This window comes from Ornithinicoccus hortensis (genome assembly GCF_006716185.1).
Lineage (GTDB): Bacteria > Actinomycetota > Actinomycetes > Actinomycetales > Dermatophilaceae > Ornithinicoccus > Ornithinicoccus hortensis.
The window spans coordinates 822,699-840,430 of record NZ_VFOP01000001.1 but is presented as its reverse complement, the minus strand read 5'-3'; the positions used below and the strand labels follow the sequence as shown (position 1 = coordinate 840,430).

General features: G+C 70.8%; 10 protein-coding genes and 1 other RNA gene. 2 read left to right on the top strand and 9 right to left on the bottom strand.

Features of this window, described 5'->3' with window-relative positions:
* Positions 1-44 precede the first annotated feature (44 nt).
* A complete protein-coding gene (locus tag FB467_RS03840; protein WP_141783914.1) occupies positions 45-1,166 on the top strand; it encodes a WD40/YVTN/BNR-like repeat-containing protein in 1,122 nt (373 codons plus the stop codon).
* Between the two features lie 57 nt (positions 1,167-1,223).
* On the opposite strand, the gene purM is transcribed toward FB467_RS03840, so the two are convergent.
* From purM to FB467_RS03815, 5 genes are all read right to left on the bottom strand, one after another.
* Positions 1,224-2,342 (bottom strand): phosphoribosylformylglycinamidine cyclo-ligase, encoded by a 1,119-nt coding sequence (gene purM, locus FB467_RS03835; protein WP_141783913.1) that lies wholly within the window; start codon positions 2,340-2,342, stop codon positions 1,224-1,226.
* A gap of 85 nt (positions 2,343-2,427) precedes the next feature.
* A complete protein-coding gene (gene purF, locus FB467_RS03830; protein ID WP_141783912.1) occupies positions 2,428-3,915 on the bottom strand; it encodes an amidophosphoribosyltransferase in 1,488 nt (495 codons plus the stop codon).
* Positions 3,916-3,937: 22 nt separating this feature from the next.
* Entirely contained in the window at positions 3,938-4,219 is a 282-nt protein-coding gene (locus FB467_RS03825) for a hypothetical protein (protein WP_141783911.1), read from the bottom strand.
* A gap of 132 nt (positions 4,220-4,351) precedes the next feature.
* The gene (locus FB467_RS03820) at positions 4,352-4,717 is read right to left on the bottom strand and encodes a sterol carrier family protein (RefSeq protein WP_141783910.1); all 366 of its coding nucleotides are present in this window, start codon (positions 4,715-4,717) and stop codon (positions 4,352-4,354) included.
* 3 nt (positions 4,718-4,720) lie between these two features.
* Positions 4,721-5,974: an arginine deiminase gene (locus FB467_RS03815; RefSeq protein ID WP_141783909.1), complete on the bottom strand. Its 1,254-nt coding sequence runs from the start codon at positions 5,972-5,974 to the stop codon at positions 4,721-4,723.
* A gap of 81 nt (positions 5,975-6,055) precedes the next feature.
* Here FB467_RS03815 and FB467_RS03810 point away from each other — a divergent pair, with 81 nt between their 5' ends.
* Entirely contained in the window at positions 6,056-7,102 is a 1,047-nt protein-coding gene (locus tag FB467_RS03810) for a zinc-dependent alcohol dehydrogenase family protein (RefSeq protein ID WP_141783908.1), read from the top strand.
* A gap of 139 nt (positions 7,103-7,241) precedes the next feature.
* Here the strand turns inward: FB467_RS03810 and FB467_RS03805 are convergent, their stop codons facing one another.
* From FB467_RS03805 to FB467_RS18415, 4 genes are all read right to left on the bottom strand, one after another.
* Positions 7,242-8,909 (bottom strand): vWA domain-containing protein, encoded by a 1,668-nt coding sequence (locus FB467_RS03805; protein WP_170230551.1) that lies wholly within the window; start codon positions 8,907-8,909, stop codon positions 7,242-7,244.
* A 79-nt stretch (positions 8,910-8,988) separates the two neighbouring features.
* Positions 8,989-9,085: signal recognition particle sRNA small type (gene ffs, locus FB467_RS03800), an RNA gene on the bottom strand.
* A 33-nt stretch (positions 9,086-9,118) separates the two neighbouring features.
* Complete coding sequence (locus FB467_RS03795; protein ID WP_141783906.1) at positions 9,119-9,862, bottom strand: class F sortase; 744 nt, start codon at positions 9,860-9,862, stop codon at positions 9,119-9,121.
* A gap of 81 nt (positions 9,863-9,943) precedes the next feature.
* Positions 9,944-17,689, bottom strand: coding sequence for a vWA domain-containing protein (locus tag FB467_RS18415; RefSeq protein ID WP_153390315.1), 7,746 nt, complete (start codon positions 17,687-17,689; stop codon positions 9,944-9,946).
* Positions 17,690-17,732: the final 43 nt, after the last annotated feature.

Sequence of the window (17,732 nt, the reverse complement as noted above, 5' to 3'; positions counted from 1 at the left end):
GGACGCACGGACGCGCCCCCGCAGACAGGGGAAGGTCACTGACCATGCGCAGACTCAGGTACTCCATCCCGACCGCAGCGCTGCTCGCGCTCGGCCTGGCCCTCGGGGGCGGCGCCGCGGGCGCGGCGGATCCCCCGCACCACGGCGCCACGACCGTCCCGGACGGGTTCAGCCCCGCGGCGACCAGCTGGGTCTCCCCACAGCAGGGCTGGGTCCTCGGCTACGCCCCCTGCGCCGAGGGCAGCTGCGCCTCGGTGCTGCACACCATGAACGGCGGATCCTCCTGGTCGACCATGCGACCCCCGGGGCTGCATCCGTCCGAGTTCGGCAACGTCAGCCACCTGGTGGCCACCCAGTCCCGGTGGGTGACCACCCTGGTGGCGAGCAACACCGAGGAGACCGTGATCAGCACGGACGGCGGCGGGTCCTGGCGACCGGTCGACCTGCCGGCGGACGCCGTCGGGGACCTGGCTGCCACCTCGGAGGGGATCTACCTCGCGGCGCACACCGCGGCGGGCGACCAACTCACCACCACCCTCTGGCGCACCCCGGGCACGCGATCCTCCTGGGAACCCGTGCCGGGTGTCTCGGCCGAGGTGCAGACCTCGCTGTCGTCGGTGATGAGCGACATCGCGGTCGACCCCGGGGGTCCGCGGCTGGTCGGTGAGACCGGTTACGGCACGCCGGCCCACGCCTGGGCCGGACCCGATGCCACCGACCTGGAGGAGATCGATGCGCCGTGCGGGGAGCTGGCCACCCAGTTCTTCGGTTTCGCCGACGAGGCGCACCAGTACGTGCTCTGCAGCGAGAACCCGGGGCGCGGGCGGATGGCGAAGGAGCTCCGGGTCTCCGGCGGCGACGGCACCTTCGACCCGGTCGGCACGACCCCGCCCGACCAGGGTCTGACCAGCGACTTCGCCACCGTCGGAGCCGGCGTGGTGGCGATCGGAGCTACCGGTGGCGACGCGGGGATCGTGCACATGACCTTCGACAGAGGACAGACCTGGGAGACCACCCTGTTTGCCGAGGACACCGGCCCCGTCCAGGACCTCGCCTTCCAGGACCCGGACCACGGGGTGCTCGTCGCCGGTTACGCGTCCGTGGGGACCAGCGTCGTCTTCCGGACCGAGGACGGGGGGCACACCTGGGAGCCGCTGGACCTCTGACCCGGATCCGCGGGCTGTGGGGCTACCGGCGGGCCACCCGGCTGAGGACCAACGGGGTCAGCCGGCGGGGTGCTCCCCGACCATCCGGACGCTGCCGCCGTCGACGCCCTTGGCGCCCTGGACGGTGTCGGGCCCGTCCGCGTCGGTGGCGGAGGTCACCTCGCCCAGGACCCACGCGGGGACCCCAGCGGCTCGACAGACGCCGGTGGCCGCGTCGACCAGGTCGGCCGGCAGCACCGCGACGAAGCCGACCCCCATGTTGAGCGTTCGCTCCAGGTCGTCCCGTGGGACCGCGCCCAGGGACTGGACCACCGAGAAGACCGGGGGTGGGGTCCAGGTCGACCGGTCGACGGTCGCGGTCAGGCCCTGCGGCAGGACCCGGGCAAGGTTGGCGGCCAGGCCGCCGCCCGTGACGTGCGACAGCGCGTGCACCCGCTCCCCGTCGGCGGTCGGCTCCCCGATCATGTCGAGCAGCAGGCGGGTGTAGATCCGGGTGGGTTCCAGCGCCTCCTCGCCCAGGGTGCGACCCAGCTCCTCGACCTGCCGGTCCCAGTCCCACCCGGCTGCGGCGACGACCCGCCGCACCAGGGAGTAGCCGTTGGAGTGCAGCCCCGAGGAGGCCAGGGCGAGCACGACGTCACCGTCCTGGACCCGGTGCGGGCCGAGGATCCGGTCGTGCTCGACGACCCCGGTCGCGGCACCGGCGATGTCGTACTCGTCGTCGTCCATCAGGCCCGGGTGCTCCGCGGTCTCGCCGCCGACCAGGGCCACCCCGGCCAGCTCGCAGCCGCGGGCGATGCCGCTGACGACCGCCGCGATCCGCTCGGGCACGACCTTGCCGCAGGCGATGTAGTCGGTCATGAACAGCGGCTCGGCGCCGCTGACCACGATGTCGTCGACGACCATCCCGACCAGGTCGATCCCGACCGTGTCGTGCACGTCCATGGCACGGGCGATCGCCAGCTTGGTGCCCACCCCGTCGGTGCTCGTGGCCAGCACCGGCCGGTCCATGCCGGTGAGTGCCGAGGCGTCAAACAGACCGGCGAAGCCACCGAGCCCCCCGAGGACCTCAGGTCGCTGGGCACGGGCCACGGCGGACTTCATCAGGTCCACCGCGCGGTCGCCCGCGGCGACGTCCACCCCCGCAGCGGCATACGTGATCGGCTGGTCGGTCATCCGGTCTCCTCGTGCAGGCTGTCGGTGCGGTGCGGGTCCACGCCGACGCTGTGGGGCGGCTGCGGACGCGCGAAGTGAAGGGGGCTCAGGTGCGGGCGGAGAACTCCAGCTCGAGGACGTCCTTGCCCAGCTTGTCCTCCGCGGGCAACTCGATCGGGTAGACCCCCGAGAAACACGCGGTGCACAGCGTCTCGGGGGGCTGCTCGGTGGCCGCGACCATCCCCTCCTGGCTGATGTAGCCCAGGCTGTCGGCGCCGATCGAGGCGGTGATGTCGGCGACGTCCAGCCCGGTCGCGATGAGCTCGGCGCGGGTGGCGAAGTCGATGCCGTAGAAGCAGGGCCAGCGCACCGGCGGGGAGGAGATGCGCACGTGCACCTCGGCGGCCCCGGCCTCGCGCAACATCCGCACCAGCGCCCGCTGGGTGTTGCCGCGCACGATCGAGTCGTCGACCACCACGAGGCGCTTGCCCTTGATGACGTCCCGCAACGGGTTCAGCTTGAGCCGGATGCCGAGCTGCCGGATGGTCTGGCTCGGGGCGATGAAGGTGCGCCCGACGTAGGCGTTCTTCACCAGGCCCTGGCCGTAGGGGATCCCGGACTGCTCGGCGTAGCCGATCGCGGCCGGCGTGCCCGACTCCGGGGTCGGCATCACCATGTCCGCCTCGACCGGGTGCTCCCGGGCCAGTTGCCGGCCCATCTCCACCCGGGAGGCGTAGACCTCCCGGCCGTTCAGGGTGGTGTCCGGCCGGGCCAGGTAGACGTACTCGAAGACGCAGCCCTTGCGGACCGGCGGGGCGAACTGCTGGGTGCGCAGCCCGTCCTCGTCGATCGCGATCAGCTCGCCCGGCTCCACCTCGCGCACGACGCTGGCGCCGACGATGTCCAGGGCGGCCGTCTCGGAGGCCACCACCCAGCCGCGCTCCAGCCTGCCCAGCACCAGGGGACGGACCCCCTGCGGGTCGCGCGCGGCATACAGCGTCTGCTCGTCGCAGAAGACCAGGGAGAAGGCGCCCCGCAGCATCGGCAGCACCTTCATCGCCGCGGCCTCCAGCGACAGGTCTTCCTCGGCGGACAACAGGCCGGTGATCAGGGCGGTGTCGGTGGTGTTGCCGCGGCGCACCTCACCCGGCGCCAGCCGCAGATCGCCGCCGTGCGCGCGGGACAACTCCTCGCGCAGCTCCGCCGAGTTGGTCAGGTTGCCGTTGTGGGCCAGGGCGACCGTGCCGTGGGAAGTGCCGCCGAGCGTCGGCTGGGCGTTCTCCCAGGAGTTGCGGCCCGTGGTGGAGTACCGGCAGTGGCCCACCGCCAGGTGCCCGCGCAGCGAGGCCAGGCTGGACTCGTCGAAGACCTGGGAGACCAGGCCGACATCCTTGTAGACCAGCAGCGAGTGTCCGTCGCTGGCCGCGATCCCGGCTGCCTCCTGTCCCCGGTGCTGCAGCGCATAGAGCCCGTAGTAGGCGAGTTTGGCGACCTCTTCCCCGGGTGCCCAGACCCCGAAGACCCCGCAGGCGTCCTGCGGGCCCTTCTCGTCGGGAAGCAGATCGTGCGAAAGCCGTCCGTCACCGCGTGCCACGGGACAATCCTCCCACAGCCGCTCAGCGGGTGATGACCCGTTCGGCCACCAGGTAGGCGATGGCCCCCACCAGCCCGCCGAGCAGCGCCCCCATGCCGCCCAGGATGATCGTCTCCCGCCCGATGCTCACATCCTCGACCTCGGTGCCGAAGACGACCAGCAGCAACCCCAGGAAGGACCCCAGCAGCGCGCCGGTCGCCAGGAACGGCACCAGCCGGGGCCGCCGGAGCGGACGCTCGCCCCGCGTCCCCCGGGGGACCTCGTCGACGGGGATGCCGACCTCCCGCTCCTGCTGCTCGCTCACCCTCCCACGGTACCTCCTGGCGCACCCGCCCCCACCCCCGACCGGACGCGTGAGCGGGCGGCCCCAGGACCCCACCGGACGTGCGAGCGGGCGGCCCCAGTGCGCCACCGGACGCGTCAGCGGGCGATCCGGTCAGTCGGTGAGGGGCAGGTAGGCCGTGAGGTCGGCCCGTCCGCCGCTGGCCCGGACGGCTCCGGACCCCACGGCGTCACCCCAGGTGGTGGCCCCGGTGGCCAGCGCCAGCCAGGTCTGCGGGTCGGTCTCGATCACGTTGGACGGGGTGCCACGGGTGTGCCGGGGCCCCTCGATGCACTGCACCGCGCCGTACGGCGGCACCCGCACCTCGACCGACCGGCCCGGGGAGCGCACCGACAGCTCCTCCAGGAGGTAGCGCACGGCGGTGGCGAGCTCCTGGCGGGGCGCCTCGGCACCGGCGGCACGCCATACGGCCAGGGCCTGCTCCCCGTCCGCGACGGCGACGCGGCGACGCGGTGGCACGGCTCAGTCGCCGAGCGGGTCGCGCTCGATCGGGCAGGACATGCACCGGGGTCCACCGCGGCCGCGGCCGAGCTCGCTCCCGGAGATCTCCAGCACCTCCACGCCCTTGCCCCGCAGGTAGTCGTTGGTGAGCGTGTTGCGCTGGTAGGCGACGACCACGTTGGGCTCGATGGCCAACAGGTTGCAGCCGTCGTCCCACTGCTCGCGCGCCGCGCCCCGTGGGTCCTGGTCGGCGGCCAGGATGGTGATCTCGTCCAGCCCCAGGGACTGCGCGATCACCTGCTCCATCTGCTCGGCGGGGTGGGCCTCCACCTGCAGGTCGACCCCCGCGGGGTCCTCCCCGGCCGCGGCCCCGTCGGCGGCGGTGATGGTCCAGGAGGGCAGGTCCGGCAGCCCCAGGTAACGGGTGAAGGTCCCCCGGTCGACCATCGTCATGACGGTGTCCAGGTGCATCAGCGCCCGCGCCTTCGGCATGTCCAGCGCGACGATCCGCTCCGCCTGGCCGCTGGCCAGTAACCGGCGGGCGAGGCGTTCGACTCCCTGGGAGGTGGTGCGCTCGCTCATCCCGACCAGGACGGTCCCGTTGCCGGGCACCAGGATGTCGCCGCCCTCGGCGGTGGCCGGCCCGTCCTCGACGCCCTCGGCCCACCAGGAGAAGTCGGCGCCGGCGAACATCGGGTGGTGCCGGTAGATCGCCTCGTAGTGCACGGTCTCCCGGCGCCGGGCCTTCTTGTGCATCGAGTTGACGGCGACGCCGCCGTACAGCCAGGCGGAGGTGTCCCGGGTGAACAGGTGGTTGGGCAGCGGCGCCAGCAGCGAGTCGTGGCCGGCCAGCTGGTCGATGACCACGGAGTTCGGGGCGGGGATCCGCTCGAGCACCTCGGCCTTGGTGATGCCCCCGATCAGGTGGGAGGTGAGCTCCTGGTCGTCCATCCCGTCGAACATCGCGTGGAGCTGCTCGGCGGCCAGCGGCCCGACGTGACGCTCGTCCAGGGACTGCTCCAGGATCCGGGCACGCGCCTCGGGGATCGCCAGGACCTCCTCCAGGAGACGGTCGAACAGGTAGACCGTGACCCCCCGGCTCTCCAGCACCTGCACGAACTCGTCGTGCTCCTCCTGGGCACGCTCGACCCAGAGGATCTCGTCGTAGAGGTACCGCTCCTTGTTCTCCGGCGTCAGACGGTGCATCTCCAGCCCCGGCCGGTGCACGATCACCTGGCGGAGCCGGCCCACCTCGGAGCCCACGTGGAAGGTCATAAGGGTCCTCTCTCGCGACGTCGCGCCCATCCTGCCACCCGGGCCCATCGACCGACAGCGCTCGCCCGGCACAATAGGGCCATGCGAGCCACCCTCATCCACGCCCCCGGCGACATCCGCGTCGAAGACGTCCCCGACCCGGGCATCATCGCCCCCACCGACGCACTCGTGCGGGTCACCGCCAGCTGCGTCTGCGGGTCCGACCTGTGGCCCTACCGCGGTGTCAGCAAGGTCAGCCGGCCCCGCCGGATCGGGCACGAGTTCGTCGGCATCGTGGAGGAGGTCGGCAAGGAGGTCACCTCCCTGCGCACGGGCCAGTTCGTGATCGCCCCCTTCCTCTACTCGGACAACACCTGCCCGCACTGCCGGGTCGGTATGCAGTCCGTCTGCGCCCACGGCGGTGGCTGGGGAGGCCCCGACCGGGACGGCCACCCGGTCGACGGCGGGCAGGGCGAGTACGTCCGGGTCCCGCTGGCCGACGGCACCCTCGTCGCGACGCCCGAGGTCCCGGACGACGCGCTGGTCCCGTCGCTGCTGGCCTGCTCCGACGTGATGGGCACCGGCTGGCACGCCGCGGTGAGCGCCGGGGTGCAGCCGGGTCACACGGTCGTGGTCGTCGGTGACGGGGCCGTGGGCCTGTGCGGCGTGCTCGCCGCGTCCCGGATGGGCGCCGAGCGGGTCGTGGCGATGTCCCGGCACGAGAGCCGCCAGGCCCTCGCCCGCGAGTTCGGGGCGACCGACGTCGTCGCCGAACGCGGTGAGGACGGCATTGCCGCCGTCCTCGAGCTCACCGACGGGGTGGGGGCCGACGCGGTGCTCGAGTGCGTCGGCACCGGCCCGGCGATGGAGCAGGCCTTCGGCTGCGCCCGTCCCGGGTCCACGGTCGGCTTCGTCGGCGTCCCGCACGGCGCGGAGGCGCCGATCACCACCATGTTCCGCCGCAACGTAGGGCTGGCCGGCGGGGTCGCCCCGGTCCGGGACTACCTGGAGCAGCTGCGGGACGGCGTGCTGGCCGGTGGCATCGAGCCGGGCAAGGTCTTCGACCTGACCCTGCCGCTGGAGCAGGTCGCCGACGCCTACACCGCGATGGACGAGCGACGCGCGATCAAGGTGCTGCTCGAGCCCTGAGCCACCGGCCCGGCACCGCCCCTGAGCCGAAGCCGTCCGCGACTAGGAGAACGTTAGGGGCACTGGTAGCACGTTCGAACGTGCTACCAGTGCCCCGAACCGTCTACCAGTGGGCGTGGCCGGACGCGGCCGGACCTCCTCAGTCCTGCCAGTCGTCCTCGCCACCCTCGGGAGCCGGCGGCAGTTCCTGCGCCCGCTGGATGAACTTCAGTATCTCGTCGGCGCCCTGCACGTCGCGGTCCGCGAGCGTCCGGGCCTGCTCCGCCAAGTCCTCCAGGGTCAGGCCGCGCTCGGTGGCGACCGAGTTGCCCTTGAGCAGTTCGGCCGTGTCGGCGACCAGCCCGGCCAGCAGCAGCGAGTCGGTCGACTCCCCGGCCTCCGGCCACAGGATGTCGGCGTCCAGTTGCTCGTTGACGCCGCTGTCTGGGGCCCGCCACCGCAGGCTCACGGTGCCCAGGGAGGAGCCGGGGTCGACCTCGGTCGCCGGCACCACCTCATACAGCGCGCTCACCTGGTGCCCGGCGCCGAGCTCGCCGGCGTCCACCGTGTCGTCCAGGAAGTCCTCGGTCTCCAGGCCACGGTTCTGGTAGCCGATCAACCGGTAGCGGGCCACCTGCTCCTCGTCGAAGACGACCTGGGCCTTGCTGTCGGCGGCGACCACGGTCAGCGTCGGGGTGAGTTCCTCGACGAACAGCCGCTCCGCCTCCTCAAAGGTGTCGATGTAGCTGTAGAACCCATCGCCGCGGTTGGCCAGCTGCTCCATCAGCGTGTCGTTGTAGTTGCCCATCCCGTAGCCGACGGTCACCAGGTGGATGCCGTCCTCCCCGGCCTGGGTGATCTCCTGGGTGAGACCGTCGGCGTCGGTGAGCCCGACGTTCGCGACGCCGTCGGAGGCGAGCACCACCACGTTGATGCCGTCCTCGCGCAGGCCCTCCCGGGCCTGGGAGTAGCCCATCCGGAGGCCGGACTCCATGTTGGTGCTGCCGCCCGGCTGCAGGTCCTCGATCGCGTTCAGGATCCGCCCGGCGTCGGACACCGACGTGGGTTCGAGCACCGGCTCGGCCGAGTCGCCGTAGGTGACGATCGAGATGGTGTCGTCCGGCCGCAGGCTCTCCACCAGCAGCGCCAGGGAGGCCTTGACCAGGCCCAGCCGGTCCTGCAGGTCCATCGAGCCCGAGGTGTCGATCACGAAGGTGATGTTGGCCGGCGGACGCTCCTCGTCGCTGATCTCCTGGGTGCTCACGCCGACCCGGACGAGCGCCGTGCCGTCCTCCGCCCGGGGGGCTGCCCCGCTCTCCACGGTGAGCCCGATCGCACCGTCGTCGGGCGGGGCGTCGCCGTAGCCGAACGCGTTCACCCACTCCTCCACCCGGATCGAGTCGGGGTCGGGCCGGGTCCCCTGGTCCAGGAATCCCTGCGCCACGCTGAACGACCCGGTGTCGACGTCCAGGGCGAAGGTCGACTCGGGCGCCTCCGCGGTCTCCACCCACGGGGCGTCTCCGACGTCCTCGAACCTGTTGTCATCGAACGGGCCCGGCGGCCCGGGTGGCACCGGCAGCGGCTCGGAGACGTCAGGTGCCCCCGCGTCCATGGCGCCGCCCGCGCCGGTCGGGGCCGCGTTCGGCATGGCTCCTGCGCCGTCCGCCTCACGGTCCTCTTCGTAGTTGTCGTAGAAGTCCCGGGCACGGCTGGTGTCGGCCGGACCCTCGGTCGTGGTTCCGCCCTGGTCACCGCCCGGCCCGACCGGTGGCTCGGTATCCCCTGAGCACGCTGTGGCTCCGAGCCCCACCACCAACAGCGCTGCCATCATCCGCTTGTTCATGTGTCTGCGACGGCGGTCGTATGCCGTGCGGTTCCCTCGGTCGGGTCACGGTCCGGTCACGGACGGGAAGGACCCCCCGCGTACCTGGAAGAGCTCACCTGCCCTTGCTGCATTCCTGCCCTGGGGGAGTTCAGTGAGGTACCACCACACGGGGGGTCTGCGGAGCAGTCTACGGGACGTGCGCGGCTATGCCCTCATCGAGCCGTCGAGGCCGCACTGTCGACTGGCACCGCCGTCACGACGATGTTGGACTCGTGGGTCCAGTCGCCTCCGCCCAGCTGGATGATCGGACCGCCGCAGGTCACCAGGACCAGGCGCCGCTCACCGTCTGGGGTGAACAGCCGGTCCGGCAACGCCTGCTTGTCGAACAGCTCCACCGAGGAGACGGCCCAGGTCGTGCGCTCACCCTGCTCGTCCCAGGTGTCGACCCGGGCCCCCGGCCCGACCTCGCCGAGGAAGTACAGGGCACCGTGGTCACCGCGCCAGGTGACGTGTCCGGCCAGCAGGGTGACCCCCTCGGCGGCTTCCAGGGGTGCGGTCGTCTCGAGCCGGCCGACCAGGGACAGGTCGTCCGGCAGGGACATCGTGTTCTGCGGGGTGACGCCCTCGTCGATGATCGGCGCATCGACCATGATCGAGGGGATCTGCAGCCGGCCGCTCCAGTCCGCGGATGCTGTCCCCCCGTCCGGTGGCGTCGGCACCGGCTCGGTCCGGACGTATGGTCCGAAGTCCTCCCCCTCCGGGATCCGGAACAAGTCACCGTCCGCCGCGGCGCCGAGAGCGAGCTCCCGGGCCTGCTCGGCCGTGATGGTGAACTCCTCGGACGGCGTCGGGGTCGCCTCCGGTGGCTGTTCCGCGAGGCCGCGCCACACGAGGAGACCGCCCGCGGCCAGCAGCGCGAGGACGACCAGCCCCACCAGGACGCTCCGGACCTTCATCTGCTCCTCCCTCGGCAACTGTACGCGGGAGGAGCGGGCCGCATGGTGCTGCTGCGACCCGCCCCTCCTACGGTGACGGCGTCAGTTGCTGCCGGTTCCCTCGCCCCGACGGCGCAGGACATAGGCACCACCGAGCAGGGCTGCCAGGACGATCATCCCGGCACCGGCGGCGATCATGCCGCCGTTCGGGCCGCTCGCCTCCGGGGCACCCGTGGGGATCTCCGGCTTCTCCGGCGGGACCACCGGGTCGACCGGCGGGTCCACCGGGTCAACGGGCGGGTCCACCGGCGGGACCTCTTCGGCGCAGACCTCCACGCTGGCCGAGTCATCCTGGCCGGTCTCCACGATGGTCGCGGTGTTGTCGACCGTCGCGCACCCGGTCTCCGGGGCGTCCACCGTGATCGTGTAGTCGAACACGGTCGGGGTGCCCTCCTCGTTCCAGGTCGCCTCGCCCAGCACGCCGCCGAACAGGTCGTCCTCGACGGTGACCGTCTTGTTGACCTCTTCGTCCAGCTGGAAGTCCACCCACACGGTGCTCTCCGAGGTGCCGTCCAGGGCGCCGTCCTCGGCCTCCCAGGTCACCACGGCCGTGTTGCTGGATTCCTCTGCCGGCTCGAAGTCGTCCGGCAGGCTGCACGAGTAGTCCAGCGTGACGGTCTCGCCGCCGGCGATCTGCAGGCCCTCGCCGTCGGCGACGGTGCAGGTGACGCCGTCACCCACGGCCGGGACGTCGGTGACGTCGGCCACGACCGTGCCGAAGTCGTTCGGGTTGGTCACCGTAATGGTCCCGCTCAGCTCGTGGCCGGAGTCCACGAACCCTGCCGGGGTCGCGGTGACCTGGTAGTCGAGGTCGACTGCCGCGCCCGCCTCGACCTCGACCGAGTCGACCGAGGAGGTCTTGTCGATCAGCCAGGAGTACTCGCGGTCGTATGCAGCATCGGCCGTCTTCTCCACCTCGAGGTCCTCGAGCACACAGACCGTGACGGTCTCGCTGTCCCGGGGATCGCCGTCGTCGATCACGTCGGGCTGGGTTGCCCCGTCACCGTCACCGGGCGTGACATCCACCCACGCGGTGTTGGTGAAGTCCACGCACTCACCCGGAACGCCCTCGTGGGTCAGCTCGTAGGTGAACACGTGCGGCAGGTCCACATCCCAGGTAACCGTGCCCAACTCGACCGGGTTCTCCGGGTCCGTCTGGTCATCGACCACCGGCACCGTCTTGTCCGTCTCGGTATCGACCTCGAAGACCACCGGCACCGTCACCTCGGCACCGAACGGCTCACCGTCCAGCTCCCAGGCCACCACCGCGGTGTTGGAACCCTCGTAGTCCACGTCCTCCGGGACCACGCAGGTGTAGTCCAGGGTCACCGACTCACCGGCCGGGACCTCGACACCCTCACCGTCGGTCACCGTGCAGGTGACACCCTCGCCCACGTCCGGCACATCGGTCACGTCGACCACGACCGGCGCGAAGTCGTTCGGGTTGGTCACCGTGATGGTGCCGCCCAACGAGTGCCCGGAGTCGGCATAGCCGACCTGGATCGCCTCGACCGTGTAACCGAAGGTGGCCTCACCCGTCTCCGGGTCCACGACCACGTCCGTCTCGTCCACGGACTTCTCGACCGCCCACTCATACGTCCGGTCGAAGGTCGCCTCGACCTCCTTGTCGACCGCCAGGTCCGCCAGGACACAGACCGTGACGGTCTCGTCCGCCTCCGGGTCCTCGCCCTCGGTCAGGTCGACCCATGCGGTGTTCGTGAAGTCCACGCACTCACCCGGAACGCCCTCGTGGGTCAGCAGGTAGGTGAACTCCTTCGGGGTGTCCACACCCCAGGTCGCCTCGCCCAGCAGGACCGGGTCGGCCTCGGGGTCGGTCTGGTCGTCCCACACCTCGACGGTGTAGTCGGTCTGCTCGTCGAGCTCCAGGACCACCGCGGCCTGCCCCTGGGCGGAGCCACCGTCCCAGGTGACGGTCGCGGTGTTGACGCCCTCGTAGAACTGCGGGCCGTCCTCGTCGAAGGTGCAGGTGTAGTCCAGGGTGACCGTCCCACCGACCGGGACCTCGACGCCCTCACCGTCGGTGACGGTGCAGCTGATCCCGTCGATGTCGACCACGTCGGTGACGTCCACGACATACGGCTCGCCGAAGGCATTGGGGTTGCCCACGGTGATGGTGCCGCCGAGCTCGTGGCCGCTGTCGTCGTAGCCGTCGGCCGTGGCGGTGACGGTGTATCCGAAGGTCGCCTCACCGGTCGCCTCGTCCACGATGACCTCGGTCCGGTCGGCGATCTTCGCGATGCCCCAGAAGTAGGTCCGGTCGTAGCTGCCCTCCGCGGTCTTCTCCACGGTGAGCGGCTGCTCGACGCAGACCGTGACGGTCTGGTCGTCGCCGGTCTCCTGGTCGTCCACCAGCCAGGCGGTGTTGGTGAAGTCCACGCACTGCCCCGGAACGCCCTCGTGGGTCAGCTCGTAGGTGAACTCCTTCAGGGTGTCCACGCCCCAGGTCGCCTCGCCCAGCAGCACCGGGTTCTCCGGGTCGGTCTTGTCGTCCCACACCTCGACGGTCCGGTCGACCGCCGCGTCCTCGTCCTCGACGAACTCGATCGGCGCGGTGGCCGAGACCTCACCGGCGTCCTCACCGTTGTCCCACGTCACCGTGGCGGTGTTGACACCCTCATAGTCGTCCTCGCCGAGCTCCTCGATCGTGCAGGAGTAGGTCAGGGGCAGCGACCCGTCGGCCGGCACGACCGCGCCGGTGCCCCCGTCGACCACACACTCGACACCCTCGATGCCGGAGTCGTCGACGACGTCCACCGTCAGCGCGGAGAACACGTTTGGGTTGCCCACCGTGATGGTGCCCGACATCGCCCACCCGGAGTCGCGGTAGCCGGCGGCATCCGCGACGACTGTGTACTCGAACGTGGCCTCACCGGTCTCCGGGTCGACCACCAGACGGGTCTCGTCGGCGCTCTTGTGCAGCGTCCAGTCGTAGTTGCGGGCGAACGAGGCGTCCACGGTCTTGGCCACCGTCAGGTCCTCGTACTGGCACAGCGTGACCGTCTCGGAGTCGGTCGGGTTGTCGCCCGCCTCGACCTCGACCCACGCGGTGTTGGTGAAGTCCACGCACTCACCCGGAACGCCCTGGTGGGTCAGCTCGTAGGTGAACACGTGCGGCAGGTCCACGTCCCAGGTGACCGTGCCCAGCTCGACCGGGTTCGCCGGGTCGGTCTGGTCATCGACCACCGGGACCGTCTTGTCCGTCTCGGTGTCGATCTCGAAGACGACGTCGCTGGAGCCGGTGGCCGAGCCGCCGTCCCAGGTGACCGTCGCGGTGTTGGTCCCGTCCGTCGGGACCGTCCCCTCCGGGATGTCGCACACGTAGTCCAGGGTCACCGTCTCACCGGCCGGGACCTCGACACCCTCGCCGTCGGTCACCGTGCAGGTGACACCCTCGCCCACGTCGGGCACGTCCGTCACGTCGACCACGACGGCGCCGAACTCGTGCGGGTTGGTCACCTCGATGGTGCCGGAGAGTTCGTAGCCGGAGTCGTCGTAGCCGGCCTGGACCGCCTCGACCGTGTAACCGAAGGTGGCCTCACCCGTCTCCGGGTCCACGACCACGTCCGTCTCGTCCACGGACTTCTCGATCTCCCACTCATACGTCCGGTCGAAGGTCGCGTCCGCGTCCTTCACCACGGTGAGCGCGATCTCGGAACAGACCTGCACGGAGGCGTCCGCCGGCTGCTCGGTCTCCACGATCGTGGCCGTGTTGTCGTAGGTCACGCACTCACCGAGCGTGCCCTCCAGGTCCAGGGAGTACTCGAACGTCGTCGGCAGCTCGTCCTCGTGCACATTCACCGTGCCGAGCTCGACCTCCTCACCGGGGGTGGTCTGGTCATCCACCACCGTGACGACGTCGTCGAACTCCTCGTCCAGGACGAACTCCACGTCCGCCGACCCGGTGGCCGAGCCGCCGTCCCAGGTGACCGTCGCGGTGTTGGTCCCGTCGGTCGGGACCGTCCCCTCCGGGATGTCGCACACGTAGTCCAGGGTCACCGACTCACCGGCCGGGACCTCGACACCCTCACCGTCGGTCACCGTGCAGGTAACACCCGCACCCACGTCCGGCACATCGGTCACGTCGACGACCACCGGGTCACCGAAACCGAGGTCGTTGGTCACCTCGATGGTGCCGGACAGTTCATAGGACCCGTCCTCGAAACCGTCGGAGTCGACCACCACGCGGTATACCGCCGTCGCAAGCCCCGTCACCGGGTCCACGACCAGCTCGGTCTCCTCCGCCGACTTCTCGATCGTCCACTCATACGTCCGGTCGAAGGTGGCGTCCGCGTCCTTCACCACGGTGAGCGCCATGTCGGAGCAGGCGGTGACCTCCTCGGTGGCCTGCTGGCCGGTCTCCTCGATCCAGGCCACGTTGGTGAAGCTCACGCAGTCGCCGGGCACGCCGTCCTTGGTGACGGTATAGGTCTCGGTGAACGGTGTGCCGTCCTCGTTCCAGGTGGCCTCACCGAGCAGCACCGGGTTGTCCGGGTCGGTCATGTCGTCCCAGACCTCGACGGTCTCGTTGACCGGGGTGATGCCCCAGTCCTCCTCGGTGAACTCGGCCGTGCCGACGTCCTCGCCGGTCGGCGTGCTCGCGGCCTCGGCGTCCCAGGTCACCGTGGCGGTGTTGGTGCCGTCGTAGTCGGCCTCGTCCATGTCGGTGATGGTGCAGGTGTACGGCAGGGTGACGGAATCATCGGCCCCGACCGTGACGGTGTTGTCACCCTCGTTGACCAGGCAGACCGCACCGGGGATGCTGACCGCGTCGGTCACCGTCGCGTCGATGTCCTGCCAGTCGTTGGGGTTCTCGATCGTGATCTCGCCGCGCATCTGCCAGTTCGAGTCGTCGTATCCCGCCGGGGTGGCCGTGACGGTGTACTCGAAGGTGGCCTCCCCGGTCTCCGGGTCGACGGTGACGACCGTCGCCGCCGCCTCCTTGAGGATGGTCCACAGGTAGGTGCGCTCGAGCGAGACGACGACGTTCTTGGTGACGCTCAGGTCCTGCCCGACGCACACCTCCGTCGTCGTCGAGGAGGGCTGGCCGGTCTCCACGATGGTCGCGGTGTTGTCGATCGTCGTGCACTCACCCGGCGTGCCGGTCGCGGGGACGCTGTAGGTGAGTTCGGTGACGGTCTCGCCGTCGTCCGGCCAGGTGATCGTCCACGGCGAGTCGTCGGCCATGTCGTCGACGACGGTGATGGTCTCGTGGACGTTCGGGTCCGGCTCGACCGTGGCGAAGTCGAACGACTCAACGGCCGTGATCTCGCCGGTGGTGCCGGGGTAGGCCGCGGCGTCCCAGGTCAGCGTGGCGGTGTTCTGCCCGGCCGACTGGGCCGGGGCCGAGTCGTAGGTGCACGTGTAGGGGAAGGTGTTGACCCCGGGCTCGACGGTGACGCTGGCGCCGCCGTCGTCCAGGGTGCAGGTGCCGCCGTTGTCGACGGCGTCGACCAGCTGGCCCTGGATGCTCACCGCGTTGGGGTTGTCGACGGTGATCTCACCGGTCACTTCCCAGCCGCTCTCGACCCGCTGGACGGGGGTCACCTCGAGGGTGTACGCCAGCTCCGGGACGTCCCCGCCCTCGGGGTAGGTGACCCGGTCGTCGTCACTGACCTGCTTGTCGATGTCCCACTCGTGGTCCACCGCGTATGCCGGGGTCGCGGTCTTGCTGATGGTCGGGTCACCGACCTGCTCGGCGTTGATCACCGTGCAGGAGATGGCCCCGTCGCGCGGGACGCTGACGGTGAAGCCGAGGTCACCGGCATTCGTCGGCGTCACCGGCTGCCCGGTGGCCGTGTTGGTGCAGCTGGCGTTGCGGCCACTCTGCTGCTCCAGGAGGTACCCGGACTGCTGGGTCTCGGTGACCTCCACCGCACGGGAGGCGACGGTGTCGCTGTAGCCCTCGACCTGGAAGTTGAGGGCACCGTTGCCGTCGGTCTGCCCCTCGGCGGGGGTCACCTCGTCGGTCGGGGTCGAGAAGGTCCAGTCGACGCCGGGGGTGAGCTGCCCGTCGAGCCCCCGGATCTGCTTGACCACCGTCAGGCTGCCCAGGCAGGGCTCGAGCGCGATCTCCCGGAGCAGCGCGCCGACCTCCTCGAAGCCGGCCGTGTGGTAGTCGGAGGAGACCATGCTCAGCCGCTTCTTGCCGGCGTCGGTGTTCACCGACCCGCCGATGCCGACCACGATGAGGTGCGTATCGGCCTTGACCCGGTTGGCCGAGTGGACGGCCTCCTCGACGTGGAACAGGGAGGAGTTCGAACCGCCGCTGACCTGGGTCCGCGCCACGGTGGGGTCACCGTCGGTGAGGAAGATCACCGCGTCATAGGTGTCCAGCGGGATCTGCGCCAGGCCGAGGTCCCAGTTGGTGTAGTAGCGGGGGCTGGACGGCGCGGTGTAGCCGTCGATCTTGCTGCGCAGGGCGTTCGCACCCGCGCTGCTGGCCACCGAGGTCAGCGGCATGGTGGTGTTGGCCGCACCGCCCGCCGGCGCGTCCGAGGCGAAGGTGTAGAGCGCGATCTGCGACGGCGTGCCCTCGAGTGCGCTGACGAAGCCCTTGCCGGCGGCCTTGTACTGCGGGAAGTAGGTGCTGTTGCCGCTGACCGAGTAGGACAGGTCGAAGATCAGCGCGATGTCCAGGCCGCACTTCTCCACGATCGGCGGGTTGTCCCGCAGGTCGGGGAAGGTCCGGTTGTCGTTGTACTGGTGCGCTGTCGGCAAGGTCACCGTGCGGCTTGCGACCGGGCCACCGCTCGTGATGTTTCCCGTGTTGTAGCGCACGTAGTCCGAGCTGGACCCCCAGGTCCCCGGTGCGGTCCACCCGGCCGGGGTCGAGGTCTCGGCCACGTAGAAGTAGTTGCTGTTGTTGGGCAGGTCCACGATCACGCCGCACTGCCCGTTGTCAGCCGCCTCGGTGGTACAGGTCCCGACGAGGGTGCCGCCGGTCAGAGCGGTCGAGCTGTTCACGCGGTAGAACTGGAACGTGGCGCCGGTCAGCCCGGTCACGGTGGTGCTGTCACCCACCCGGTCGCCACCCTTGCGCACGATCAGCTTGGCCTGGTTGTTGCCCGGGTTCCCCGGTGGGATGGCCTGCACCGAGAAGCCGGGCTCCGCGGTCTCCGCCGACTCCTCGTCCGACTCCGCCCTCTCACCGGCGTCCTCCGCAGCGTCCTCCGCGGCGGGCTCCTCGACAGCCGCCTCCTCCTCGGCGGGCTCCTCACCAGCTGGGTCCTCCGCCCCGGCGTCCTCCTCCGCCGGGTCCTGCTCCACGACGGCCTCGTCCTGCGTCTCCCCATCCTCCTCGCCGGCGGGCGGCGCGTTGGGCAGGGGCAGCGTCACGAAGCTCGTCTCGAGCATGTCGTCCGCCTGCGTGCCGGTCACCACGACCGTCTGCGGCGTCTCCGGTGCCGAGAAGCCCTCGGGTGCCACGGCCAGGCTGGCGACGTAGGAGCCGGCCGGCAGGTCCCGGACCAGCACGGCGCCGTCGGCGGGGTCACCGTCGTCGTCGCCGCCGTCGGCGACGGTGCGGACCTCGCCCGAAGCCGGGTCGGTCAGCTCGAAGGTCGTCCCACCGACCGGGGCCCCGGCGTCGTCGATGCTGAGCAGGGTCGCCGTGCCCAGGACCGGGCCGGCTTCCGTGTCCTCGTCGGCCACCGCGCCTGCGGTGCCGAACCAGGACAGCAGCATCGCCATCGTCGCCAGCACGGCGACGGAGGTGCGGGACCGGCGGACCCGGTCGAACGGGCGCTTGCGCAACGGTGTGTTCTGCACGGCAGGAACTTTCTGGGCGGCGAACGAGGGCGATGAGTCCGGC